Raw genomic sequence first — 23,587 nt, forward strand, 5'->3', positions numbered from 1 at the left:
TTTTCGTATGAAGAATTTGGGTTTTATAGTGTAAACTTAAAGGAAAGAATCATATTCGATTTTTAATTGAAAGGCGGGGGAACGATGGAATGTGAAACGGTCATGCAAGAGCTGGAGTTGCTCGGCAAAGAGCGGACGAAAAAAATCTATCTGTCCAATGGTGCGCAGGAACCGCTTTTCGGTGTCGCGACCGGGGCGATGAAGCCTTTATCGAAAAAGATAAAAATCGACCAGGCTTTGGCGGATGAATTGTACGCCACTGGAAATTATGATGCCATGTACTTTGCCGGCATCATCGCTGATCCGAAAGCCATGGCCGAAGCTGATTATGAGCGCTGGATGGAAAGGGCTTATTTCTATATGATTTCCGATTATATTGTGGCAGTCACGTTAGCGGAATCGGATCTTGCACAAAGCATTTCGGACAAATGGATCGCAAGCGGCGAAGAATTGAAGATGTCAGCCGGCTGGAGTTGTTATTGCTGGATGCTGGGCAACCGCAAAGACGAAGAATTTTCGGAAAGCAAAATTGCCGATATGCTCGATTTCGTCAAAAGCACCATCCACGATTCGCCGGAACGCACGAAATCAGCGATGAACAATTTCCTTTATACGGTAGGAACTTCTTATTTGCCGCTGCACGAAAAAGCGCTGAATACAGCTGCTGAAGTGGGGCTGGTCGAAATGAAGAAAGACGGTAAAAAAAGCAGTTTCCTGAATGCGTTGGAAAGCATTGAAAAAGTGAAAACAAGGAACAGAATTGGATTTAAACGGAAGTATGTCAGGTGTTAACGTAATTGCTGCACCAGCTTACTGGACAGGAGAGGATGGAAATGGGCAGCGGACATAACCATTCCCATGGCAAAAACAAACGGACGCTGAAAATCGCGTTTGCGATTACAGCTGCCTATATGATCATTGAATTTATCGGCGGTTATTTGACGAATAGCCTGGCATTGATTGCAGATGCTGGCCATATGCTGAGCGATTCCGTGTCACTCGGCGTCGGGGTCCTGGCCTTCACGCTTGGTGAAAAAGCGGCAAATCGTTTCAAGACATATGGCTATAAGCGTTTTGAAATACTCGCGGCGGTTTTCAACGGAGTGACGCTAGTGCTTGTCGCAGTTTACATTTTTTACGAAGCGTACCACCGTTTCGCCGATCCGGTGGAAGTGAAATCGCTGGGGATGCTGACGATTGCTGTAATCGGGCTGCTCGTCAATCTCCTGGTAGCGTGGATTATGATGCGTGGGGGCGACACCAAAGAGAACCTGAATGTGCGCGCAGCCTTTTTGCACGTGCTGAGCGATTTGCTGGGGTCTGTCGGTGCGATCATGGCGGCTTTGCTGATTTTCTTCTTTGGCTGGAATTTTGCCGATCCGTTGATGAGTGTCGTCGTTGCGGTGCTTGTGCTGACAAGCGGCTGGCGGGTGACTAAAGAGGCGGTCCATGTCCTGATGGAAGGGACGCCGCGCAACGTTGACCTTGATGAAGTGATTGGTGCCATCAGAAATATTGGCGGCGTGGTCGACATCCATGACCTTCACGTCTGGAGCATCACCAGCGGGCAAAACTCTTTGTCAGGACATGTGGTCATTGAAGAAGGCACGACATTTGAAGAATGCCAGCAGCTTTTGCGCCGGATTGAAGCAATTTTGGCAGATCTGAAAATTGGCCACGTTACGATCCAGATGGAAAACAAAGAACATCCACACGACAACAACCTCATCAGCCCGATGCACGAAGAAGGCGGCGGACATGAACATCATAAACATTAGAAAAACTGCCCGGCATGCCTTTTTATTGGGGTGCCGGGCAGTTTTTTTGATGGTTCGTGTTGTTGCAAGTAAAAGATGATTTGCCGCAAGTAAACAGCCGTTTAGTGCAAGCAATTCACGAATTTCCGCAAGTAAATCCGAAATGCCGCAAGTAAACGGCGGTAAATCGCTTTTCGCCTGCGAAAAGCTTCCGGTAGACACTTAAATCTGCCAACCTTAAAGGAAAAACACCTTACGAATAAAATCCCTTATAAATTTTGGCGATTTTTTGATCAAACTCATCGACATGAACAAAGCGTGCTTCCCGAAGAATTTCCTTGCCGTCAGAAAACAGAATCAGTACGGGTGCTGTAAAAATCGATAAATGGCCAGCAAGTTCGGGAATATCAGCCGCATTGACTTGCCGTGTTTGGATGTTCGGATATTCCACGAACACTTCTTCGATTTGCGGAAGAAGCGCATGGCATACGCCGCAACCTGTTGTCAGCACGTAAAGGAAATTGAGGTCAGGTGATGCTTCAAATGATTTCACTTCGTCCATTGTTGCCAATTGCTGCACAAAAACCACTCCTTTTGATTTCATCTATTGTTCTTCAATACCCTGTCTGTCAGTGCCTAATGCAGAGTTTTCATGCTTGTCATGAGATTGCAGTCAGATTTCACGCATATTAAATAATAGCGTTAACTGAATATGCAAGAGTAGATAAGGTATATTGACGGTGTACGGAATAAGTAATTGAAGGGGGAAGGAATTAATGAAAACTTCACTTTTGAAAATTACCGCACCTGCATTAACCATCAGTTTGGTGTTTGCAGCGCCTGTTGCATTCGCGGGAAACGAAGATGGCAGCCATGAAAGTTCAGTAACCATTAAAGAACAAACGCAAATTGAAAAAGCTTTGGAACCGATTGAAAACAATGTTTTTGGAGTTAACGATGAAACAACGGCGATCACCGGGCACTTGAAATCTAAAAATACGATCACATTGGAAGAATACCTTTATTATGACCAGAGACTGTCTTCATTAGTAAATCGTTTAGGGGAAGCCAGACAGGATATCACGATCATTTCCAGTCAGTACGGTGATGGCTCCCTGCATGTGGATGGGGTAGGTGTAGCGATAGCAGCGTCCCTGGCCGTTGCATTAGACACGAGGGAACAGCTCGAAGCGGTCAACATTCAAGCAGAAACGCCGTAATGCCAAAGAACGAGTAGAAAAGCTGCCTGCAGAGAGTCTGAAAATGACTTTGCAGGCAGCTTTTTATTTTATTTAGCGGAGCGGTGTTTTGTGATTACCCACCCCAAAAGCGTAGCCGCGAGCAACAACGCCAGTATGAGGTATTGATAAAAAGCCGGAACCAGTTGCGTAAAGCCGTAAACTGCCCCTACTTCGAAAGCGACAGCCGGAATCTTGCCAATTGTGCTCGCCAACAAAAAGTGGGAAGAGCGGACCGGAGTGGCAGAAGCGGCAGCTGTCACAAGGCCTGAGGGTACAAATGGCAGGAGCCGAAGAGCGATGATGCCGAAAAAGATTTGGCTGGCATTCCGGCTGTGCAAATAACGCCACAGCCGATGCCGCCGCCACTCGTCTTTCATCTTCGAAAAGCCGAATCGGTATAAATGGAAGCCGATCCAAACGCCGAACACTTCGCCGATCAGCGAAAGCAGCAGTCCAGCGCCGAGGCCGTACAAGGAAATATTGAGGGCGGTCATAAAAAAGCTGGGAATAAAGCCAATCGCCCCAACCAGCAGATTGCCGGCGACCATTGCGAGTAATTGTACAATGAACAATAAATCCATTTACACGTTACTCCCGATGTTCCTGGTAACGGTCTTGCTTCGTCAGTTTCTTGGCGCGTTGAATCTGCTCAGCTGAAACAGAAGTGTCGTACGCAGCGAGCGTTTCACGGAGCTGATCCGCAGAGCTTGCACCCGCAATGACCGAAGCGACAGTCGGATTGGCCAACACGCTGTGCACAGCCAATGCATTCAAATTGCCGTGGATTTCCATCAAACCTTTGAGTGCCGCTTTCAGCTCAGCATCGTCATAAGTCAGGTAACCTTTGCCATCAGCGGCGCGTTTCAAGCCGCTGTTCGTCAACAAGCCTCTTGCCAATGAGCCGCGCGTCACGACGGAACGGCCGGCTGCACCGATTTCTTCCAGGAATTCTTCCGGGCGGCGATCCAGCAAACTGTACTGCATCATAATAGAAGCAATGTCGCTGTCCGCCAAAAAGCGTTTGATGACATTCGGGCGAATGGAAGAAATGCCGTATGCCCGGATCAATCCTTCTTTTTTCAAGCTTTCGAACGCATCGATCGTTTCTTCGCTATTGTCGGTCATCATGCCTCCGTGCAGCTGGTAGACGTCAATGTAATCCGTTTGCAGGCGCTTCAAGCTATTGTGGACTTGTTTCAAGATATAAGGCTTCGTCGCATTCCACTTTACTTCATCCGAATGGGCATCCCATTCATTGCCGACTTTCGTCGCGAGGACGATATCCTTCCGGCTGCCTTTCAGCAATTCACCGACAAGCTCTTCGTTTTTTCCTTTATTGTATAAATCCGCCGTATCGAAATAATTGATGCCGTGTTCCAGTGCTTCGCGCACAATCGCTTTCGCTTCCGGAAGGTCGAAAGGCAAAGACATGCAGCCCAAGCCGATCTCGCTGATTTCAATCCCACTATTTCCTAAATTATTCTTTTTCATGCAGCCACCTCGTTTAGTATGTCGTTTCTCTTATGGTATACTTTGCGATAGAGAAATAACAAACGAAAAGAGGTTTCCCATGAAAAAGTTTGAAGAAAAAACCATCACTTCGGAACGCATCTACGAAGGGAAAGTCATTAACCTGAAAGTCGATGAAGTTTCATTGCCGAATGGCCATACATCCAAGCGTGAATTGGTGGAACATCCGGGAGCTGTCGCGCTGATCGCATTGACGCCTGAAGGCAAACTGATCCTGGTCGAACAATACCGCAAAGCGCTGGAACGTTCGATTATTGAGATACCTGCTGGCAAAATCGAAAAAGGCGAAGAGCCTTCCTATACAGCCATGCGTGAATTGGAAGAAGAAACAGGCTACACGGCAGAGCGGCTTGAGTTGATCCAATCGTTCTCCACGTCTCCAGGGTTCGCAGACGAAATCATCCATGTCTATGGTGCAATCGGCTTGAAAAAATCCGAATCCGGCGCAATATTGGACGAAGACGAATTTGTCGATTTGCTCGAAGTCACGATCGAAGAAGCAGAACAAATGATGAAAGACAACCGGATTTTTGATGCGAAAACTGCTTTTGCCGTCCTGTGGGCAAAACAACATCTAGTAAATGAGAATAGCCAAGCCCTTAGATTATAATCATTATAAATAAAGAATGATTATATTCCTTGTAAATGAGAACCGTCTTTTGATATAATAAAGGCAGTTTAGGGAGGGCGTCGCATGGAAACTAGAATTGACCGTATTAAAAAGCAATTGCATGCTGCCAGTTACAAACTGACGCCACAGCGTGAAGCGACCGTCCGAATCCTGTTAGACCACGAAGAAGACCATCTCAGTGCGGAAGACGTCTACCTGTTGGTAAAAGACATCGCACCGGAAATCGGATTGGCGACTGTGTATCGGACATTGGAATTATTGACTGAATTGAAAATTGTCGACAAAATCAACTTTGGTGATGGCGTATCACGCTATGATCTGCGCCAAGAAGGCGCAGCCCATTTCCATCACCATTTGGTATGCATAGAGTGTGGAGCAGTAGACGAAATACAGGAAGACCTGCTAGAAGATGTGGAAGCCGTCGTAGAAAAACGGTTCAACTTTCAAATTAAAGACCACCGTCTTACTTTTCATGGCATCTGCTGGCGCTGCCATGACCGCAGCTCACAAGATGCATCCGAATGACTGGTGAGAAAAGGAAGGACGGCCCTGATAGGCCGCCCTTCCTTTTTCTATTCTTAAAAGGTTAATAACAGATACTCCGCAAAATAGCACCGCTTTCCTGCGGGCTTGCGCCGAACTAACTCGTGCTAACGCCCGAGTGGATTTCGGCACTGCGCTATCCCGCGGGAGTCGGAGCTATTTTGCTCCATATCTGAAGAACCGAAAAAAACTTCAGAAAGTAAATCTTTCTTGTTCTTTGGTAAAAATAATGATTTTTAATTTAGAATTATCCTTTGAATGAAGCGCAAGGCGGCGACTCCAGCGGGCAAAGCCTGAGCTGAAGGCCCCGCAGGAGCGTTAGCGACGAGGAGACTGAAGCCAGGCCCGCGGAACGCGTCCGCCTGAAGCGAAATGAAAAGATATTTTAAACATCCATACACTAAACCAACTGGAGGGATTCATGTGAAATACGCCAAAGATGCTTTAGACGACTACCTGCATTTCCTGCGGGTGGAACGGCAGCTTGCCGATAACACCTTAACGTCCTATGAAAGGGACTTGAAAAGCTATCTCCAGTATTTGAAAGAAGTCGAGCAACTGGAATCTCTCAGAAAAGTGGAACGCGTACATATCCTGAATCACTTGCGCCATCTCAAAGAAACGACCAAAACTTCCCGGACTGTGGCGCGCCACATTTCCTCAATCCGCTCGTTCCACCAATTCCTGATCCGTGAGCGGGTTGTCGACAATGACCCGACCGTCCATTTGGAAATGCCGCAAATGGAGAAGAAGCTCCCGAATATCCTTTCTATAGAAGAAGTCGATGCATTGATCCAAGCGCCCGATGCCAGTAAACCTAATGGGGTGCGCGACCGGGCCATGCTTGAGCTCTTGTATGCAAGCGGTATGCGCGTCAGTGAATGCATCAATCTCGATGTTGAAGATATCAATTTGACGATGGGCTTTGTCCGCTGTTTCGGCAAAGGCGGCAAAGAACGCATCATTCCGCTCGGAAAATCCGCACTTTCAGCTTGTGAGGAATACTTATCGAGCGCTCGCGGGGCATTGTTGAAAGAAGGCGAAAAAACCGATTCGCTGTTCATCAATCAACGCGGAAAACGCCTGACACGCCAAGGCTGCTGGAAATTGCTGAAGCAGCATGCCCAAAAAGCAGGCATCCAGAAAGAATTGACGCCGCATACGCTGCGCCATTCGTTCGCGACGCATTTGATCGAGAACGGGGCAGACCTGCGGGCGGTCCAGGAAATGCTCGGGCACGCCGATATTTCCACCACGCAGATCTACACGCATGTCAGCAAAACACGCTTAAAGGATGTATATTCACAATTTCATCCTCGTGCTTAAAAATAAAAGAGGTCTGACTTCTGACGTGACCTCTTTTTATGGTAATATAGAATCGTAAATAAGGAGGAAGACAAATGACGAATAAACCTTTTGAACGAATTCACCTTGTAGTACTGGACTCAGTGGGAATCGGTGAAGCACCGGACGCTGAAGCATACGGAGACAAAGGATCAAATACATTAGGCCATATTGCAGAAGCAGTTGGCGGGCTTTCTATGCCTAACATGGAGAAGCTTGGGCTCGCAAACATCGTTCCTGTGAAAGGGCTTACGCCAGCCCAAAATCCTGCGGCTCATTTCGGTAAATTGCAGGAAGCGTCTGTCGGAAAAGATACGATGACCGGACATTGGGAAATCATGGGACTCAATATTGATACACCATTCAAAGTGTATCCAGATGGCTTCCCAGCGGAATTGATTCAGCAGCTGGAAGAAAAAACTGGCCGCAAAGTCATTGGCAATAAGCCGGCAAGCGGAACTGAAATCTTGGACGAACTCGGAGAAGAACATATGGAGACAGGTGCAATCATCGTTTATACTTCTGCCGACCCGGTTCTCCAAATTGCAGCGCACGAAGAAATCATTCCACTTGAAGAGCTTTACCGCATCTGTGAAATCGCACGTGAATTGACGCTGTCTCCTGAATTCCTGGTAGGCCGCATTATTGCGCGCCCGTTCCTAGGCAAAAAAGGAGCTTTCAAACGGACAACAAATCGCCATGACTATGCCTTGAAACCATTTGGTCGCACTGTCATGAATGAATTGAAAGACATCGGCAAAGACGTGATCGCGATCGGTAAAATCGATGATATTTTCAATGGCGAAGGCGTGACGAAAGCGGTCCGCACAAAAGACAATATGGATGGCATGGACAAATTGGTGGAAGTTGCCGGTGAATCGTTTACAGGCATGAGCTTTTTGAACCTGGTTGATTTTGATGCGCTATTCGGCCACAGACGCGACCCGAAAGGCTATGCAGAAGCGCTGGAAGCGTTCGACCGCAGGCTGCCGGAAGTGCTTGAACAGATGAATGAAGATGATTTACTGATCATCACTGCTGACCACGGCAACGATCCAACATTCCCAGGTACTGACCATACTCGTGAATTTGTGCCGTTGCTTGCATTTTCACCACGTTTTGAAGGTGGCAAAGAATTGGCGCTTGGTAAGACCTTTGCTGATATTGGCGCGACAATCGCTGATAATTTCTCAGCACCTATGCCGGAATTCGGCACAAGCATCCTTAATAAGTTGAATTAAAGAAGTATCTCATTTAATATCGCTTCGGTCGCTTTGGGCATGGCTCTCGCTATGAGCCGAGAAGACCACTCGTCTCATAGCTTCGCCTAGCTCTTTGAGGCGCCTTCGCTAAGATATCTCTCGATATGGAGCAAAACAGCGGAGACGCCTGCGGGATAGCGAGACAGCCAAGACCCCGCAGGGAGCGAAGTGACCGAGGAGGCTTGGCGCTCGCCCGCGGCAAGCGCAGCTGTTTTGCGGAATATCGATTATGAAAATTCACTAGTTCAACTTATATAGTGAACTTAAAATAAGAAAGGCGGGGAACAAGTCATGAGAATGGTGGATTTGATCGAGAAGAAAAGAGACGGCTTGGAACTGACGACTGAAGAAATTCAGTTTATCATCACGGGCTATACAAAAGGTGAAATAGCCGATTACCAAATGAGTGCATTTTTGATGGCGGTTTATTTTCAGAACATGACGGAACGCGAACGCGCAGATTTGACGATGGCGATGGCGAATTCAGGCGACCAAATCGATTTGTCTGCAATCGAAGGCATCAAAGTCGATAAGCATTCGACTGGCGGTGTCGGCGATACGACGACATTGGTCCTTGGGCCACTCGTTGCTGCTTGCGGCGTACCGGTTGCGAAAATGAGCGGGCGCGGCCTTGGCCACACGGGCGGCACGATCGACAAGCTGGAAGCCATCGAAGGCTTCCATGTTGAATTGACGACGGAAGAATTCATCAAACAAGTCAACGACATCAAATTAGCGGTCATCGGCCAAAGCGGCAACTTGACGCCAGCCGATAAAAAACTATACGCGCTGCGCGATGTGACGGCGACGGTCAATAGCATCCCGTTGATTGCAAGTTCAATCATGAGCAAAAAAATTGCAGCTGGCGCAAATGCCATCGTCTTGGACGTGAAAATCGGCGAAGGCGCATTCATGAAAACGGAAGAAGATGCAAAAGAATTGGCGCATGCCATGGTAGGCATCGGGAATTCGACCGGCCGCAAAACAATGGCAATCATCTCCGACATGGGCCAGCCACTGGGCTTCGCTATCGGCAATGCGCTGGAAGTAAAAGAAGCGATTGAAACCTTGCAAGGCAACGGACCGGAAGATTTGACGGAATTATGCTTAGTTCTCGGCAGCCAAATGGTCGTTGTCGGCGGCAAAGCGGAGACGCTTGAAGAAGCACGTGCGATGCTCGAAGAAGTGATCGCGAACGGCAAAGCGCTCGAAGTCATGAAGCAATTCATCGCGGCTCAAGGCGGAAACCCTGCAGTTGTCGACGATGTCAGCTTATTGCCTCAAGCGAAATTCACAAAAGAAGTCCCTTCACCAAAAGAGGGCTATATTTCCTTTATGGAAGCGGACGAAATCGGTACAGCAGCGATGGTGCTTGGTGCTGGGCGAGCGACGAAAGAATCGGAAATCGATTTAGCAGTCGGCATTGTGCTTCATAAAAAAGTCGGCGATTTTGTTAAAGAAGGCGAATCGTTGGCAACAATTTATGCAAATACAGAAGAACTCGCAGATTGCATAAATATGATATATAATAGTATTGAATATTCAAGCGAACCGGTTGAAAAAACTCAGCTGATTTCAGCGCTGATAACCGATTAAGAGTCTTGCTGAGTTTATTCTCAGCAAGCTTTTTTTATAAGGTCTTCCATTTCGCATAGCTCAGGAGGGACATCATGCATTTATACGGCACACAAAAAATCAATGAAAAAGGCCATTTGGCGATCGGCGGCACGGATGCTGTGGATCTGGCAAAAGAATATGGCACACCGCTTTTTGTATATGATATTCAATTATTCCGGGACCGCGCTCGTGCTTTCAAAAAAACTTTCGAAGAAGCGGGAATCGGCTACCAAGTGGCCTACGCCAGCAAAGCTTTTTCAAGCATCGCTATTTATCAAGTGGCCGCCCAGGAAAACCTGTCATTGGACGTTGTATCTGGCGGGGAACTTTACACAGCGCTTCAAGCAGGCTTCCCTAAAGAGAAAATCCATTTCCATGGCAACAATAAAAGCGACGAAGAACTTCGCATGGCATTCAAAGAAGAAATCGGCTGCATCGTTGTCGATAATTTTTATGAAATCAGCCAGTTGAAGAAACTTTCTGAAGAGCTTGCACGACCAATGAATATACTGCTGCGCGTAACGCCGGGCATTGAAGCACATACACATGATTACATCACGACGGGTCAAGAAGATTCCAAATTCGGCTTTGACTTGAACAACGGCCAAGCGGATCGAGCGTTTAAAGAGACGCATGAGCATCAGTTCCTGAACTTGCTGGGCCTGCACTGCCACATCGGTTCTCAGATTTTCGATACGGCAGCTTTCAGCATGGCAGCCGAAAAACTGGTCGGCAAAATGGCGCAATGGCGAGAAGAAACAGGCTATATGTGCCCAGTATTGAACTTGGGCGGCGGCTTTGGCATCCGCTATACTGCCGAAGACGAGCCATTGGAGCCTTCTGTCTATGTCAAAGACATGATCAGCACGGTCAAAGAAACAGCGGCGGTACAGGATTATCCACTGCCGGAAATTTGGATTGAACCAGGCCGTTCGCTTGTCGGTGATGCCGGTACAACGCTTTACACGATCGGCTCGATGAAAGAAGTGCCGGGCACGCGGAAATACGCTGCTGTCGACGGAGGCATGTCGGATAATATCCGCCCCGCTCTTTACGGTGCGAAATACAGTTCACTGATTGCCAATAAAGCGGAAGCAGCCGCAACCGAACAGTACACCATCGCTGGGAAATGCTGCGAGTCGGGTGACAAGCTGATCGAACAAGCAGACTTGCCGCTTGCTGAAGCAGGAGACATCCTTGCGGTATTCTGTACAGGTGCCTATGGCTACTCGATGGCCAGCAATTACAACCGCTTAGCGCGCCCAGCCGTCGTTTTCGCTGAAAACGGCAGCCATCAACTCGTCGTCAAACGCGAAACGCTTGAAGATTTGGTGAAGCAGGACATGTCTTACGCGTTGCAGGAACAAAAAGGATGAAAAAGAGTAATTTAATTTTATTGGTGATTCTCTTAGTGATGGCGATTGCCTGGGGAGTTGTCTATTGGCTCTTTTTAGCGGAAAATGTCGCAGCCGTCTGATTGCATGGAAACTTGAGTTATTTGCGAATCTATAGTAGGATGGAAAAAGCCGTTTAAAGACGAAAATGAGGGATTGAATATGTTATTTAGATATAAGAAATCTTTTGAAAAAATCGCTATGGGGCTTCTTTCATTCATGCCTAAGGAGCGTGAATTGAAGAAATTGCAGCAGACAATGCATATATACGAAGAAAATCCTGATTGGCAATTATTCCTTTGGAAAAAGGGTGAGGATTTTGTCGGCCTATTAGGGGTGGAAGTGAACGAAGATCATTTTACGCTCCATCACGTTTCCGTCAACCCGTCCCATCGGGGAGAAGGCATCGGACAAGCCATGATTGAGAAAATCCAGCAGCTTATGAATGGAAAAGAAATGCGCACGACGGACGAAACGGAAGCATTCATCCGCAAATGCCTGGATAAGAAAGCCCGGATTTAGGCTTAATGTTTCTAGATTCTACACAAAAAGGCACTGGATTAAATTCCAGTGCCTTTTTAGTTTGATTAAATTATTATATTAAAATAAAGAAATTGAATTGAGCTAGTTAAAAGTGAAAAAAAATTGCCGAAAGTGCGCCATTTTTACTGAGGCTTTCGCTTCATGTTTTATAATTCCAGATTTCTTTTTTTGCGTTGTTCGCGCAAATTAATAATTGATGTCCGGTCTCTCAAGCGATGTTTGTGCATGATGTAATGTGGATCCTGGGCTTCAAGGGGATGTTCCAGCATGTATTGCGCAATTGATGCCTGGAGTGCCTGGGAATCGACCGGGATGTCGAAATGGCCGAAAGGCTCGCGTTCAGTCACAGCAGCGATGGCATTATTGAGATCTTTGATCAATTGATCGTGGTCGAAGCCTTCCACCCAAATGCCGGCGTCAGCGAGTTTAGCCCGTGAGCGGATAAACGAGCGCAGGGCGCCGGGATAATTGCTGCGCCGCCAATGGTACATGCCGACCGCTAATTGGATCCAACCGGTCAACGGGTGCATTTTATCTTTTGGTGCAAGAGACTTCCAGTATTCCTCGCCGACTTCATGGCATTCGAAATAATCTTTTTCATTATTGAAATGGATCAAGTATTGGATAAACAGCTTATGTTGGAGTGGGTGCATTTTGATCACCTTTCTACTATAATAAAGGAATATGGATTATTGCATAAATATATAAGAATCTATATTAAGTTGGATTAAAAAATAATATATTGAAAATAGCTCCGGTCGCTTTGGGCAGAGCAAAGACGATTGTTTCTGCAACGTTACGCTAGCTTCGAAACATGAAAGTGCGTAGCTCCTGCGCAAGTTCGTCGCTAAGGAGTTGCCAAAAGTATCTGGCACTCCTTGGTTCTCGCAATGAATCGAGAAGACCGCTCGTCTCATTGCTTCGCCTAGCCCTTTGACGCGCCTCCGCTAAGAGATTTCTCGATATGGAGCAAACCAGCGGAGACGCCTGCGGGAAAGCGAGACAGCCGAGACCCCGCAAGGAGCGAAGCGACTGAGGAGGCTTGGCGCTCGTCCGCGGCAAGCGCAGCTGGTTTGCAGAATATCGATTATGAACATTTATTATTTCAACTTATATATATTAAACTAACAGTCAGGTGGCGGACCATGTCATATGAAGTAAAAGTTGATGCCTTCGAAGGCCCTCTTGATTTATTATTGCATTTAATACATCGTTTGGAAATCGATATTTACGATATTCCTGTTTCACAAATCACTACACAGTATATGGAACATATCCGGGCTCTGCAAGTCCTGGAACTCAATGAAGCAAGCGAGTACCTTGTGATGGCGGCGACGCTGCTGGCGATCAAAAGCAAAATGCTGCTTCCTGTCCATGAAGGGGAAATGGACGACATCTCTTTTGATCTTGAAGAACAGGACCCGCGCGACGAATTGGTTTCACGCTTGGTCGAATACCGGAAATTCAAAGAAGCTTCCGGAAAATTAAAGGAGCTTGAAGAAAATCGTTCGGTTATCTTCACGAAAGCGCCGATGGATCTTTCTGAATTTCAAGCCGACGCACAAGCCGAAAACGTTGATTTGGAAGTTAATGCGTTTGATATGCTGGGCGCATTCCAGAAGATGCTGCGCCGCAAACAAATGAAGGCACCGCTGTCTGCCCGTGTAGCGCGTCATGAAATCTCGATCAAAGACCAGATGTCCTCGATTGTTGGGCGCTTGAAACTTGCCAAAGGCCGGACGCCATTCACTGAATTGTTTCCTTCAAATGACAAAACGGTGCTGGTGATATCGTTCTTGTCGGTGCTGGAACTGATGAAGCGGCAAGTGATTCAAGTTGAGCAGGAAAAGAATTTTACAGATTTGATGGTGGAACTTAAAAAAGAGGAGTGGGAATATGAAGACGACTCTTTCGAGTAAAATAGAAGCGCTGCTGTTTGTTGCAGGCGATGACGGATTGACAATGAAGCAGCTTCAATTTTTGACCGAAGCGGATCAACAGCAGATTTTAACAAGTGTCGATGAATTGACACAAAAATATAAAGCACCTGAAAATGGCATTTCCCTGAAAGAACTTGCAGGGGTTTATCAATTAGTGACCAAGCCGGAAGTGGCGGACATCATCCAGAAGCTGGTAGAGAACCCGACGCCGCAAGCTTTGTCTCAAGCCTCTCTGGAGGTGCTGGCAATCGTTGCTTATAAACAGCCGATTACGCGTCTTGAAATAGAGGACTTGCGCGGGGTTAAAAGCGAAAAGCCGCTTCACACCCTTGCTGCGAAAGGTTTGCTGCAAGAAGCAGGGAGAGCCGAAGGCACTGGGCGGGCCATTCTTTATGGCACGACCACGGAGTTCCTGAACTATTTCGGCTTGAAGAACTTGGATGACCTGCCTGCTTTGCCGGATGAAGCAGAAGAAAGCGCAGACGAAGAAACAGATTTGTTCATGACGAAATTTCAGGAAGCTTTTAAAGAAGAAGCTGTAGTTTAATGTTGGGCCGTTGGAAGACTGTGGATCGGAGCAGTCTTCTTTTCTTTGGCAGACGCGCTTTCCGGCTTTAAGACCTGAGCTATGTGCTTTCGCTTTGGCCGGAAATGTGACATAATTCCGAGAGAGACGAACGGATAAATCACTGTTTTAGCAATGGCGTTTCCGCTTTTCTATGCCCGTGTTTAAGGGCAGCAAATATATCAATGAGGTGAACTTATGGAGAGATTACAGAAAATGCTTGCACATGCAGGCGTTGCATCAAGACGCAAGTCGGAGCAATTGATTTTGGACGGCAAGGTACGGGTCAACGGAAAAGTGATCAAGGAATTGGGGACGAAAGTATCCCAAAACGACACGATTGAAGTTGAAGGGGTTCAACTGGAAAAAGAACAGAAAGTCTATTATTTATTATATAAACCGCGCGGCGTGATTTCCGCGGTAAGCGATGATAAAAACCGCAAAGTCGTTACTGACTTTTTCAGCGATATCGAAAAACGCATTTACCCGGTCGGACGCTTGGACTATGACACTTCCGGCTTGTTGATCATGACGAATGACGGCGAATTTGCGAACTCGCTGACACATCCGAAGTTTGAAATCGACAAGACCTATGTGGCTCGCTTGAAAGGTATTCCGGCCAAAGAAGATCTGCAAAAGCTTGAACGCGGCATCAAATTGGAAGACGGCATGACCGCTCCTGCGAAAGTGAAATTGTTGTCAGGCGACAAGAAAACAGGAAAAGCGATCGTTCAGATCACGATCCACGAAGGGCGTAACCGCCAAGTGCGCAGAATGTTCGAAGCAATCGGCTTCCCTGTACAGAAATTGAGCCGTGAACAATTCGCATTTTTGACACTGAAAGGCTTGAACGCAGGGGAATCCCGCGAATTGTCAGCGCATGAAGTCAAACTTTTGCGCGTGTTGGCGGATACCGGCAAACGGAACTAACGTTCACAAACACTTCAAAACTGGACGTTATAGGCCCGTGAAACTTTGCTATAATTGGATTTGCATTCTGGCCTCGAAGGGGGAAGTAAATTGAACGGAAAAAAGAACAAGAAAAAGACCAATCGCTTGATTATGCGTTCGGTTATTTTGCTGCTGCTGATCGCGGCAATCGGCTACACCATCTACAATAGCGCGACGGCCGATGACGTCAGCTTGCTGGAAGTCGGCGACGATGCACCAAATTTTTCACTGACAGACCTTGAAGGGAATCAGCATAAACTCTCGGATTACGAAGGGCAAGGCGTGTTCTTAAATTTCTGGGGAACTTGGTGTGAACCGTGCAAGGAAGAAATGCCGGCAATGGACAGCCAGTATGGTGCTTATAAAGACCAGGGAGTCCAAGTGCTCGCTGTCAATATCGCCCAATCGGATTTTGAAGTGCAATCGTTCTCGGATCAATTCGACTTGTCCTTTCCGATTGTCATCGACAAAACGAAAGACGTCATGACCGCTTATAATATCCGCCCTTTGCCGACAACCGTGCTGGTGAATCCGGAAGGCAAGATTGAACGGATCGTCACAGGTGAAATGACAGAGCAAGATATTGAAGGGTATATGGAAGAAATCAAACCTGAATAAGGAGTTTTTTCGGATGGAGAAAATGCAATGCAAGTGCGGCCATGTCAATCCGCCCGGAACTGTTCTTTGTGAATCCTGCGGGCGGTCATTGACTGAAAAAGAACAAAACAGCCAATTGGTGGATATGCGCTACGAAGGAACGGCCAGACGTTCACAAACGTATAATAAATCAATAATCGACAAAATATGGAATTTCTTTTCCAGTGTAAAAGTCGGAGTCAGCATTATCGTCGCCCTTCTGGTGGCGGCGGCAATCGGCACCATCTTGCCGCAGGAACAATATGTCACCGTTCCCGTGCGCACGGATGCAACGATTGAAGCCTATTATTCCGACGTTTATGGCAGCATCGGAAAAGTCTATTATGCGCTCGGCTTCAATGATTTATACAATTCGTTTTGGTTCATTACGCTTGTCGGCATGCTGGCGATTTCGCTGATCATTGCCAGCTTGGACCGTTTCGTGCCGCTTTACCGGTCACTGAAGAACCAGCGCGTCCTGCGCCACCCAAGCTTTTTGAACAAACAGCGCATTTATGCGGAAGGTCCGGCCGCGCCGGATTCGATGCAAAAAGCGGAAGCGAAATTGAAAGACTTGAAATACAATGTAACGACTGATAAAAACGGCTTATTGGCCGAAAAAGGCCGCTATTCCCGTTGGGGCCCGTACGTCAACCATATCGGGCTCATCATCTTCCTGTTCGGCGTCATGCTTCGGATGATGCCAGGGTTCTACGTCGATGAAACTTTGTGGCTGCGTGAGGGCGAAACACGCGCCATTCCGGAAGCACCAGGCTATACGCTGGAAAGCAAAGGCTTTGCAGTGGAAAACTACACCGGTGAAGATGGCGAAGAGAAATTCGGCGAAGCACTTGAGCGCGTCGGCACCGTCGTAAAAAATTACCAGACAGACGTTGTGCTGTATAAAAAGCCTGAAGATGCGCTGCCGGGTGAAACCAATCTTGAAAAAGTCAAAGAATACCCGATCCGTGTCAACGAACCATTGAAATTTGATGGCTACGCCGTTTACCAAATGGACTTCAAAGAAGACGAATTGAAAACCATGACATTCGCTTTGACGAACAAGGAAACGGAAGAAACGCTTGGCAATTTGACGATCGATCTGATCAATCCCGAAAAAGAATACACCCTTGAAGGCGGTTCTGTGGTGAAATTGGTCGGCTATTATCCGGACTTTTCCGGTTTTGAAAACGGAGAGCCTCAAACAAAGACGCCGCTGCCGAATAATCCAGGCTTCCTGATTGAAATGACAACGCCGGACACACCGCAAGGGGAAACAAGTTTTATCACGATCCAAAACACTGTTGAACCTTTTGGCGACAATGATTATAAATTGGCTTTCCAGAGCGTCGAAACCCGTGATGTTTCCGGTCTGACCGTCCGCAAAGACCGTACGCTGCCGATTCTTGGCCTAGGCGGATTAATCTTCATGATCGGCGTTGCACAGGGCATGTACTTTAACCACCGCCGCTTCTGGATTCAGCAGCAAGCGAATGGCGAAATCATTTTAGCCGGCCATACGAACAAAAACTGGTTCGGCCTGAAGAAAGATCTCGACCAGGTGAAAGAATATGCATCGCTTCCTGCTTATACCGATCAACAGGAGGAAATTGAGAAGCTCAAGAAAGAGGAGGCTGAATTGACGCCATGAGTTTAACTGACATTAGCTCCAATTTGCTGTATGTTGCATTCATTTCCTATCTGATTGCAACATTCGTATTTGGCGGAGCTGTAAAAGGCAATAAAGCTGGATCATTCAAATCAGAAAAGCGTTGGGGAAATATTGCTTTTGCTATCACCGTGTTCGGGTTTCTTGCAAACCTCGGTTACTTTTTTACGCGCTGGGGAGCGACCGGACACGCGCCGCTCAGCAATATGTTCGAGTTTACGACAGCGTTCGGCATGACGCTTGTGGGCGGATTCATCGTGATTTATGCCCTATACAAAACACCGGTCATCGGCATGATCGTCTTACCGGTTGCACTTTTGATCATTGCGTTCGCAAGCATGTTCCCGAGTGAAGTGAGCCCGCTTATCCCGGCATTGCAATCCAATTGGCTGGCGATCCACGTGAGCACAGTCGTTATTGCAGAAGGGATTCTGGCAATCAGCGCAGCAGCAGGGCTTGTGTATTTGCTGAAAGAAGTCGACATGACAAAGAAATCGAAACAGCGTTTCTGGCTTGAAGCCATTATGTACTCGCTCGTTTTGGTCATCGGTTTTGTCGTGGCGAGCACGTATTTCACTTCCACTGGCTATGAAGCTGAATTTACGTACGTGGACAAGGATGGAATGGAAGCTCCCATCACTTACAAAATGCCGCCGATTTTCGGCATGAACGAATATGTACAATTGACGGAAGGTACGATGACGCCATTCGTAGAAACGCCGGCTGTCGTCAACGCCAGCAAGTTGACGACGGTAGCGTGGTCGCTGATCATCGGGACGATCCTGTATTGGATCATCCGTTTGATAGCGCGCAAGCGGATTGCGGCGCTCTTGAAGCCATTTGTCAAAAACGTCAATTTGCAGCTGATGGATGAAATCGGCTACCGCGCCGTAATCATCGGCTTCCCGGTGTTTACGCTCGGGGCCTTGATATTCGCCATGATCTGGGCACAGATTGCCTGGTCCCGCTTCTGGGGCTGGGATCCGAAAGAAGTATGGGCATTGGTCACTTGGCTGTTCTACGCCGCATACTTGCATTTGCGCTTAGGAAAAGGCTGGCAAGGCGAAAAGTCTGCGTGGTTGGGCGTAGCTGGTTTCGCGATCATCATGTTCAATTTGGTCGCTGTTAACTTGATCATCGCTGGCCTCCATTCTTACGCTTAAAAGCTTCGCAAATAATTTTAGACACATAATGTGAGCCTTTTCCCTTAGTGGAAAAGGCTTTTAATTTATTTTTCCAAATCTTGACGGTACAATGAAAACTAAGATACAAAAGTTGGAGGGGTTATTATGTCAGAGGAAGTTACCATCCTGGTTGTGGATGATGAAGAGAGAATTAGGCGATTATTGAAAATGTACCTTGAGCGTGAAGGCTATCTGGTTGAAGAAGCGGAAAACGGTGTTCAGGCGCTCGAAATGGCCACTGAAAAAGACTACCATTGCATCCTGCTGGATCTTATGATGCCGGAAAAAAATGGCATTGAAGTAAGCACAGAATTGCGTGAAAAGAAAATGACGCCGATTATCATGCTTACCGCCAAAGGCGAAGAAGCGAATCGCGTGGAGGGGTTTGAATCCGGCGCAGATGATTACATCGTCAAGCCATTTAGCCCGCGGGAAGTCGTGCTGCGTGTCAAAGCGATCTTGCGCAGATCTTCGGCATACTCGCCGATCACAAAATCATCGGTGTCGAAAGACTTGGTGGTCTTTCCGCATTTGACGATCGACCATGATGCCCATCGCGTGACGGCAGACAACGTCGAAGTCAATTTGACGCCGAAGGAATACGAACTCCTGTACTTCCTGGCGAAATCACCGGATAAGGTGTTTGACCGCGAACATTTGCTGAAAGAAGTGTGGCATTACGATTTCTTCGGAGATTTGCGGACAGTCGATACCCACGTAAAACGCTTGCGGGAGAAATTGAACCGGGTATCCGAGTCAGCTGCTAAAATGATTGTTACCGTTTGGGGAGTAGGCTATAAATTCGAGGTAGGCAATGAATAGGTTGTGGAACAGTGTCGTCGGGAAGCTATGGATTACCATATTGCTTCTCGTTTCTTTTGTGTTGTTCATTGTTACTGTGCTGCTGCTCGAATTTTTCGGTAATTACCATAGTGAATCGGTGGAAGAAACCTTGAATAAGGAAGCTGCCACGATAGCCCGCATATTCAATGACCACGGGGAGTTTGAAAACTCTTTACTGATCATGGAAGATATCCTGGGTGCGGAAACCAATGCGGTTATCGCCGAAGTGCCGGAAGAAAGCTCTTATTTTATACATGAAGGGCTCAACGGCGATCAATTGCGCAAAACGATTTTGCAGGAACCTTCTTTCCAAAAGGTGTTTGAAACCGATGAGACGGTAATGAAAGAAATGCTGCTGCCGTCGTTAACGGAAGAGAATATGATGGAATCGTATATTGTTCTGGCCAGCCCCTTGCAGACTGGGGAAGAGGAACACGGCGTCGTCTTTATCTACCAGTCACTCGAGGTGATGGACCGCACAGCGGAACGTACCACCAATATCGTTTTTTTATCAGCATTCATCGCATTTATCCTGACAACTGTTTTTGCATTCTTTCTCTCGACGCGCATCACGTCACCGCTCCGCAACATGCGGGAGGGGGCTTTTGAATTGGCGAAAGGGAATTTTGATACGAAAGTGAAGGCGACGTCAAGCGATGAAATTGGCCAGCTTGCCACCGCATTCAATCAGATGGGCCGGCAGCTGAAGCACCACGTGGAAGTCATTAATCAGGAGAAGGAACAGCTCTCCAGTATATTGACCTCGATGGCAGATGCTGTCATCACGTTCAACCAGGACCGGACAATTCTTTTGAGCAATCCTCCCGCGGAGAAGTTGCTTCAGCAATGGCTGATGAAACGCGGCATGGAAAAAGGCGATCCATTGCCTTCGGAAATGGAGCATATGCTCGAACACGTTCTCGATTTCGAAGAGGAAATCGAAGAAGAGCTGGAAATGGAAGGCGCATACTACGCCATCACCTTCAGCCCGTTGTACAGTGGAGATTCGATCCGCGGCGCTGTGGCCGTCTTGCACAATATGACGGAACAGCATCGCTTGGAAAAGCTGCGTGAAGACTTTATCGCCAATGTATCCCATGAGCTGCGGACACCGATTGCGATGCTCCAAGGCTATAGCGAAGCATTGCTCGACGACGTTGGCACTTCAGAAGAAGAGCGGCGCGAAATGACTAAAATCATTTATGAAGAATCCCAGCGTATGGGCCGGCTAGTGACGGACTTGCTGAATTTAGCACGGATGGAATCGGGCCATATGCGCCTGTACCGCCAAGTAGTCCAGCTCAACTCCGTTATCGAACGCATGACGCTGAAGTTCCAGCCAATCGCCAAAGAACAAGGCATAGAACTGGACTTCGAAAGCGTCATTGATGATTGGGCGGCCGCTGAACTGGACGAAGACCGCATTGAACAGGTCATGACCAATTTGATCGACAATGCGATCCGGCATACCCCTCAAGGAGGAAACGTCAAGGTCCTTATCGAACAACAACAAGGCTACGCAAAAATAGCAGTGAACGATACCGGTGTCGGCATACCGGAAGAAGATCTGCAATACGTTTTTGAACGCTTCTATAAAGCGGACAAAGCACGGACACTCGGCAAAGGCGGAACCGGCCTCGGCCTCGCCATCGCCAGCAACATCATCAATGCCCATAGCGGCAAAATCTCCGCAGAAAGCGAAGTCGGCAAAGGCACTTCCTTCATCTTTTTATTGCCGCTGAAAAAAATGTAACTTTATGTGGAGGAGAACGACTAATCTACGAACGGGGGGAGTATATGAATGACTCCGTTTTCCATCGCCTATACGACGAGTACCATCAGGATGTATTCCAGTTCCTGATTTATCTGGTGAAAAACAGGCACTTATCCGAAGATTTGATGCACGAGGTATACATTCGGGTGTTCCGGGCTTATGACCGCTTTGAGGGCAAGAGCTCTGAAAAGACCTGGCTTTTTTCCATTGCCAAAAACGTGGCGATCGACCATTTCCGAAAAACGGCGGTCAGGAAAAAGCATTCGACGGATTTTTTCGATTGGGAAACGCAGCAGCTGGTTTCAAAAGAACGTATTCCTGAAGAAGTAGCTGAACTGAACGAGGACAAAATCCTTCTTTATACAATGCTTGATGAGTGCACGGGTGATCAGAAAATGGTCATCATCATGCGGTTTTTCCAAGATTTATCGATTGCTGAAACGGCAGATGTGCTCGGGTGGACAGAAGGCAAAGTCAAAACCACTCAACATCGCGCCATTAAATCGTTGCGTGAAAAAATAAGCGCAAAGGAAGGGGGAGCAATGAATGCCGAATAACAGATGGGACGATGACCACATCGAAAATTTGTTGCGGGATTTCCCCACAATCCGGGATGACCGGACGAAAGAAGAAGTCTATAGCCGTCTGGATAAGAAAGCGGCGGTGAAAAAACAGCCGAAACGTTGGCTGCCGTTGCTTGTTGCCGCCCTTGCTTTCATCACAATCGGATTTTTGGTCGCATCCATTCTAAATCAGAATGGCATCGACAGCGCGTTCACGCTGAACGAGCAAAATGCAGAAAGCACTGCTGACGAAGCACAGGAAGCTTCGACCCAAGAAGCGGAGTCGGCGGATTCGGCAAAAGAAGAGTCAAGCGGCAGCTCGGGCAGTGATGGACAAGAACCTGCCGCATCAGAAGAGTCGGCTACGACGTATCAAGATGACAATCCGCAATCGGCGCGAACTGCCGTTTATGAAGAAGAGCTGGAAGGATTTACACTGTTCACCATTGGCCTGACTGAAAACGCGATGGTCATTCCAGTCGGCTTTTTGATACCCGATGCCCAAATCGCCAGTGATTTCGGCAATACAGCGCCAAATTCCGTGGAGCTTTACAATAAATACGCCAGCCAGATTGATGAAAAGGCTATCGGTTTCAATGAATACCACCCTTACCTTGGGCAATTATCGATGGAAGGCCGCACGGTCAAGCATTTATTGCCTGCAGACCACCAATACGATTTAGCATCTGCAAGCTATGAAGTTTATATAGCGTCGCTGCAGGAAACGTTCACGGATGCCGATGAAATCCTCATTCAAAATGAAGATGGCACTCCGGCGAATTTCGACCAGATCGGACCGATGGAACCTGTAAAACCAGCGGTTGAAAACGTCGCCTATTATGCCCACACCACTGATGGAGGCGAAACATATTTGGTGCCAGGCTATAATATGCCGCACGCTACTGCAAAAGAAGCGGTGGAAGCCCTGAAATTTTCACCGTCAGATTTGCACCAGAATACAATTCCTGAAACCATTGACTATACGGTAACCGAGACGGACATGTCTGTTACCATTGAATTCACAGCGGAATTCGATTTCGGGTCGCTCGAAGAGGCAGAGGGGGCGCGCATGCTTGAAAGCTTGGCGCTGACAGCGAAAGCGTTCGACAAAACCGTTCAGCTTGAAAACACCAAACAACAGGAATGGAGCGGTTTGGACCTGAGCCGCCCGCTTCCGGAACCGGTTGCTCCAAACGGGGCAGCGTGGAAAGTGAAGTGAATTCTTCCTTTTAATCAGCCAAAGCCATTGTCCGGATTGCCCGGACGATGGCTTTTCGCATTTTCAATTAAAGCAAATGCCCCTCAAACGTCCAAATAGTGGGCGTGCAGGCAAATTATTGAGCATTCTTGTTTACATTACAGCTTCTTTACACTAGAATTAGGATGTAAAATAAAATATCGATTCATCTTCGGGGCAGGGTGAAAGTCCCTACCGGCGGTAATTGAACATTGTTCATAAGCCCGCGAGCCGTAAAAAGCAGGATTTGGTGAGATTCCAAAGCCGACAGTATAGTCTGGATGGGAGAAGGTGAAGGTGCGGACAGTGCCGCCTATAACTGGGCGATACGTTTATTAAATGTGCCTTTTTCTCCCTTAAGCG

The 23,587-nt window shown here is 47.5% G+C and carries 24 protein-coding genes and 1 riboswitch; of the genes, 20 read left to right on the forward strand and 4 right to left on the reverse strand.

Annotation, left to right across the window (positions count from 1 at the left end; all coding sequences use genetic code 11):
• The first annotated feature begins 84 nt into the window (after positions 1-84).
• Both QMA09_RS09330 and QMA09_RS09335 read left to right on the forward strand, forming a co-directional pair.
• On the forward strand, positions 85-792 hold the full coding sequence (locus QMA09_RS09330) for a DNA alkylation repair protein (protein ID WP_290212896.1): 708 nt from the start codon (positions 85-87) through the stop codon (positions 790-792).
• A 41-nt stretch (positions 793-833) separates the two neighbouring features.
• Complete coding sequence (locus tag QMA09_RS09335; protein ID WP_290212897.1) at positions 834-1,778, forward strand: cation diffusion facilitator family transporter; 945 nt, start codon at positions 834-836, stop codon at positions 1,776-1,778.
• 232 nt (positions 1,779-2,010) lie between these two features.
• Here the strand turns inward: QMA09_RS09335 and QMA09_RS09340 are convergent, their stop codons facing one another.
• Complete coding sequence (locus tag QMA09_RS09340) at positions 2,011-2,361, reverse strand: thioredoxin family protein (protein ID WP_290212898.1); 351 nt, start codon at positions 2,359-2,361, stop codon at positions 2,011-2,013.
• A gap of 172 nt (positions 2,362-2,533) precedes the next feature.
• Between QMA09_RS09340 and QMA09_RS09345 the strand changes: the two genes are divergently transcribed.
• Positions 2,534-2,977 (forward strand): hypothetical protein, encoded by a 444-nt coding sequence (locus QMA09_RS09345; protein WP_290212899.1) that lies wholly within the window; start codon positions 2,534-2,536, stop codon positions 2,975-2,977.
• Positions 2,978-3,045: 68 nt separating this feature from the next.
• On the opposite strand, the gene QMA09_RS09350 is transcribed toward QMA09_RS09345, so the two are convergent.
• The gene (locus tag QMA09_RS09350) at positions 3,046-3,579 is read right to left on the reverse strand and encodes a VTT domain-containing protein (protein WP_290212900.1); all 534 of its coding nucleotides are present in this window, start codon (positions 3,577-3,579) and stop codon (positions 3,046-3,048) included.
• Positions 3,580-3,586: 7 nt separating this feature from the next.
• On the reverse strand, positions 3,587-4,489 hold the full coding sequence (locus QMA09_RS09355; RefSeq protein WP_290212901.1) for an aldo/keto reductase: 903 nt from the start codon (positions 4,487-4,489) through the stop codon (positions 3,587-3,589).
• Between the two features lie 79 nt (positions 4,490-4,568).
• Here QMA09_RS09355 and QMA09_RS09360 point away from each other — a divergent pair, with 79 nt between their 5' ends.
• The 7 genes from QMA09_RS09360 (at position 4,569) to QMA09_RS09390 (ending at position 11,841) form a co-directional block, all read left to right on the forward strand.
• Entirely contained in the window at positions 4,569-5,138 is a 570-nt protein-coding gene (locus QMA09_RS09360) for an NUDIX domain-containing protein (protein WP_135500484.1), read from the forward strand.
• Positions 5,139-5,222: 84 nt separating this feature from the next.
• On the forward strand, positions 5,223-5,684 hold the full coding sequence (gene fur, locus QMA09_RS09365; protein ID WP_135500485.1) for a ferric iron uptake transcriptional regulator: 462 nt from the start codon (positions 5,223-5,225) through the stop codon (positions 5,682-5,684).
• A 441-nt stretch (positions 5,685-6,125) separates the two neighbouring features.
• On the forward strand, positions 6,126-7,028 hold the full coding sequence (gene xerD, locus QMA09_RS09370; protein ID WP_135500486.1) for a site-specific tyrosine recombinase XerD: 903 nt from the start codon (positions 6,126-6,128) through the stop codon (positions 7,026-7,028).
• A 74-nt stretch (positions 7,029-7,102) separates the two neighbouring features.
• Positions 7,103-8,287: a phosphopentomutase gene (deoB, locus tag QMA09_RS09375; RefSeq protein ID WP_290212902.1), complete on the forward strand. Its 1,185-nt coding sequence runs from the start codon at positions 7,103-7,105 to the stop codon at positions 8,285-8,287.
• Positions 8,288-8,599: 312 nt separating this feature from the next.
• Positions 8,600-9,904 carry a pyrimidine-nucleoside phosphorylase gene (locus QMA09_RS09380; RefSeq protein WP_183736393.1) on the forward strand — a complete coding sequence of 435 codons (1,305 nt, stop codon included), beginning with the start codon at positions 8,600-8,602 and terminating at the stop codon, positions 9,902-9,904.
• Between the two features lie 74 nt (positions 9,905-9,978).
• On the forward strand, positions 9,979-11,301 hold the full coding sequence (gene lysA, locus QMA09_RS09385) for a diaminopimelate decarboxylase (RefSeq protein WP_290212903.1): 1,323 nt from the start codon (positions 9,979-9,981) through the stop codon (positions 11,299-11,301).
• 180 nt (positions 11,302-11,481) lie between these two features.
• The gene (locus tag QMA09_RS09390; protein WP_290212904.1) at positions 11,482-11,841 is read left to right on the forward strand and encodes a GNAT family N-acetyltransferase; all 360 of its coding nucleotides are present in this window, start codon (positions 11,482-11,484) and stop codon (positions 11,839-11,841) included.
• Between the two features lie 167 nt (positions 11,842-12,008).
• Here QMA09_RS09390 and QMA09_RS09395 read toward each other — a convergent pair whose 3' ends face one another.
• Positions 12,009-12,515, reverse strand: a complete 507-nt coding sequence (locus QMA09_RS09395) for a DUF309 domain-containing protein (protein WP_135500769.1) — start codon at positions 12,513-12,515, stop codon at positions 12,009-12,011.
• A gap of 492 nt (positions 12,516-13,007) precedes the next feature.
• On the opposite strand from QMA09_RS09395, the gene QMA09_RS09400 reads away from it, so the two are divergent.
• From QMA09_RS09400 to QMA09_RS09445, 10 genes are all read left to right on the forward strand, one after another.
• Positions 13,008-13,781, forward strand: a complete 774-nt coding sequence (locus QMA09_RS09400) for a segregation/condensation protein A (RefSeq protein WP_135500770.1) — start codon at positions 13,008-13,010, stop codon at positions 13,779-13,781.
• Positions 13,759-14,349 carry an SMC-Scp complex subunit ScpB gene (gene scpB, locus QMA09_RS09405; protein ID WP_135500771.1) on the forward strand — a complete coding sequence of 197 codons (591 nt, stop codon included), beginning with the start codon at positions 13,759-13,761 and terminating at the stop codon, positions 14,347-14,349. The genes QMA09_RS09400 and scpB overlap by 23 nt, the downstream gene beginning before the upstream one ends.
• Before the next feature lie 216 nt (positions 14,350-14,565).
• Entirely contained in the window at positions 14,566-15,297 is a 732-nt protein-coding gene (locus QMA09_RS09410; RefSeq protein WP_290212905.1) for a pseudouridine synthase, read from the forward strand.
• Between the two features lie 90 nt (positions 15,298-15,387).
• Positions 15,388-15,936: a thiol-disulfide oxidoreductase ResA gene (resA, locus tag QMA09_RS09415; protein WP_290212906.1), complete on the forward strand. Its 549-nt coding sequence runs from the start codon at positions 15,388-15,390 to the stop codon at positions 15,934-15,936.
• 13 nt (positions 15,937-15,949) lie between these two features.
• Positions 15,950-17,605, forward strand: a complete 1,656-nt coding sequence (gene resB, locus QMA09_RS09420; RefSeq protein WP_290212907.1) for a cytochrome c biogenesis protein ResB — start codon at positions 15,950-15,952, stop codon at positions 17,603-17,605.
• Complete coding sequence (gene ccsB, locus QMA09_RS09425; protein ID WP_290212908.1) at positions 17,602-18,786, forward strand: c-type cytochrome biogenesis protein CcsB; 1,185 nt, start codon at positions 17,602-17,604, stop codon at positions 18,784-18,786. Before resB ends, ccsB begins: the two co-directional genes overlap by 4 nt.
• A 126-nt stretch (positions 18,787-18,912) precedes the next feature.
• Positions 18,913-19,629, forward strand: a complete 717-nt coding sequence (locus QMA09_RS09430) for a response regulator transcription factor (RefSeq protein WP_290212909.1) — start codon at positions 18,913-18,915, stop codon at positions 19,627-19,629.
• On the forward strand, positions 19,622-21,403 hold the full coding sequence (locus QMA09_RS09435; RefSeq protein ID WP_290212910.1) for an ATP-binding protein: 1,782 nt from the start codon (positions 19,622-19,624) through the stop codon (positions 21,401-21,403). Before QMA09_RS09430 ends, QMA09_RS09435 begins: the two co-directional genes overlap by 8 nt.
• A gap of 44 nt (positions 21,404-21,447) precedes the next feature.
• Complete coding sequence (gene sigX, locus QMA09_RS09440) at positions 21,448-21,981, forward strand: RNA polymerase sigma factor SigX (protein ID WP_135500777.1); 534 nt, start codon at positions 21,448-21,450, stop codon at positions 21,979-21,981.
• Positions 21,971-23,206, forward strand: coding sequence for a GerMN domain-containing protein (locus QMA09_RS09445; protein WP_290212911.1), 1,236 nt, complete (start codon positions 21,971-21,973; stop codon positions 23,204-23,206). Before sigX ends, QMA09_RS09445 begins: the two co-directional genes overlap by 11 nt.
• 182 nt (positions 23,207-23,388) lie before the next feature.
• Positions 23,389-23,521, forward strand: a riboswitch (FMN riboswitch).
• The last annotated feature ends 66 nt before the right edge of the window (positions 23,522-23,587 follow it).

Origin of the sequence: Planococcus sp. APC 3906 (genome assembly GCF_030407685.1) — a bacterium.
Lineage (GTDB): Bacteria > Bacillota > Bacilli > Bacillales_A > Planococcaceae > Planococcus > Planococcus koreensis.

Coding starts and splice junctions, on each gene's coding strand:
- QMA09_RS09335 (WP_290212897.1), top strand. CDS start 834: ATGGGCAGCGGACATAACCATTCCCATGGCAAAAACAAACGGACGCTG.
- resB (WP_290212907.1), top strand. CDS start 15,950: ATGGAGAAAATGCAATGCAAGTGCGGCCATGTCAATCCGCCCGGAACT.
- QMA09_RS09445 (WP_290212911.1), top strand. CDS start 21,971: ATGCCGAATAACAGATGGGACGATGACCACATCGAAAATTTGTTGCGG.
- fur (WP_135500485.1), top strand. CDS start 5,223: ATGGAAACTAGAATTGACCGTATTAAAAAGCAATTGCATGCTGCCAGT.
- QMA09_RS09380 (WP_183736393.1), top strand. CDS start 8,600: ATGAGAATGGTGGATTTGATCGAGAAGAAAAGAGACGGCTTGGAACTG.
- scpB (WP_135500771.1), top strand. CDS start 13,759: ATGAAGACGACTCTTTCGAGTAAAATAGAAGCGCTGCTGTTTGTTGCA.
- QMA09_RS09400 (WP_135500770.1), top strand. CDS start 13,008: ATGTCATATGAAGTAAAAGTTGATGCCTTCGAAGGCCCTCTTGATTTA.
- QMA09_RS09390 (WP_290212904.1), top strand. CDS start 11,482: ATGTTATTTAGATATAAGAAATCTTTTGAAAAAATCGCTATGGGGCTT.
- QMA09_RS09395 (WP_135500769.1), bottom strand. CDS start 12,515: ATGCACCCACTCCAACATAAGCTGTTTATCCAATACTTGATCCATTTC.
- QMA09_RS09340 (WP_290212898.1), bottom strand. CDS start 2,361: ATGAAATCAAAAGGAGTGGTTTTTGTGCAGCAATTGGCAACAATGGAC.
- QMA09_RS09435 (WP_290212910.1), top strand. CDS start 19,622: ATGAATAGGTTGTGGAACAGTGTCGTCGGGAAGCTATGGATTACCATA.
- sigX (WP_135500777.1), top strand. CDS start 21,448: ATGAATGACTCCGTTTTCCATCGCCTATACGACGAGTACCATCAGGAT.
- QMA09_RS09345 (WP_290212899.1), top strand. CDS start 2,534: ATGAAAACTTCACTTTTGAAAATTACCGCACCTGCATTAACCATCAGT.
- QMA09_RS09330 (WP_290212896.1), top strand. CDS start 85: ATGGAATGTGAAACGGTCATGCAAGAGCTGGAGTTGCTCGGCAAAGAG.
- lysA (WP_290212903.1), top strand. CDS start 9,979: ATGCATTTATACGGCACACAAAAAATCAATGAAAAAGGCCATTTGGCG.
- QMA09_RS09410 (WP_290212905.1), top strand. CDS start 14,566: ATGGAGAGATTACAGAAAATGCTTGCACATGCAGGCGTTGCATCAAGA.
- deoB (WP_290212902.1), top strand. CDS start 7,103: ATGACGAATAAACCTTTTGAACGAATTCACCTTGTAGTACTGGACTCA.
- QMA09_RS09430 (WP_290212909.1), top strand. CDS start 18,913: ATGTCAGAGGAAGTTACCATCCTGGTTGTGGATGATGAAGAGAGAATT.
- QMA09_RS09360 (WP_135500484.1), top strand. CDS start 4,569: ATGAAAAAGTTTGAAGAAAAAACCATCACTTCGGAACGCATCTACGAA.
- QMA09_RS09355 (WP_290212901.1), bottom strand. CDS start 4,489: ATGAAAAAGAATAATTTAGGAAATAGTGGGATTGAAATCAGCGAGATC.
- ccsB (WP_290212908.1), top strand. CDS start 17,602: ATGAGTTTAACTGACATTAGCTCCAATTTGCTGTATGTTGCATTCATT.
- QMA09_RS09350 (WP_290212900.1), bottom strand. CDS start 3,579: ATGGATTTATTGTTCATTGTACAATTACTCGCAATGGTCGCCGGCAAT.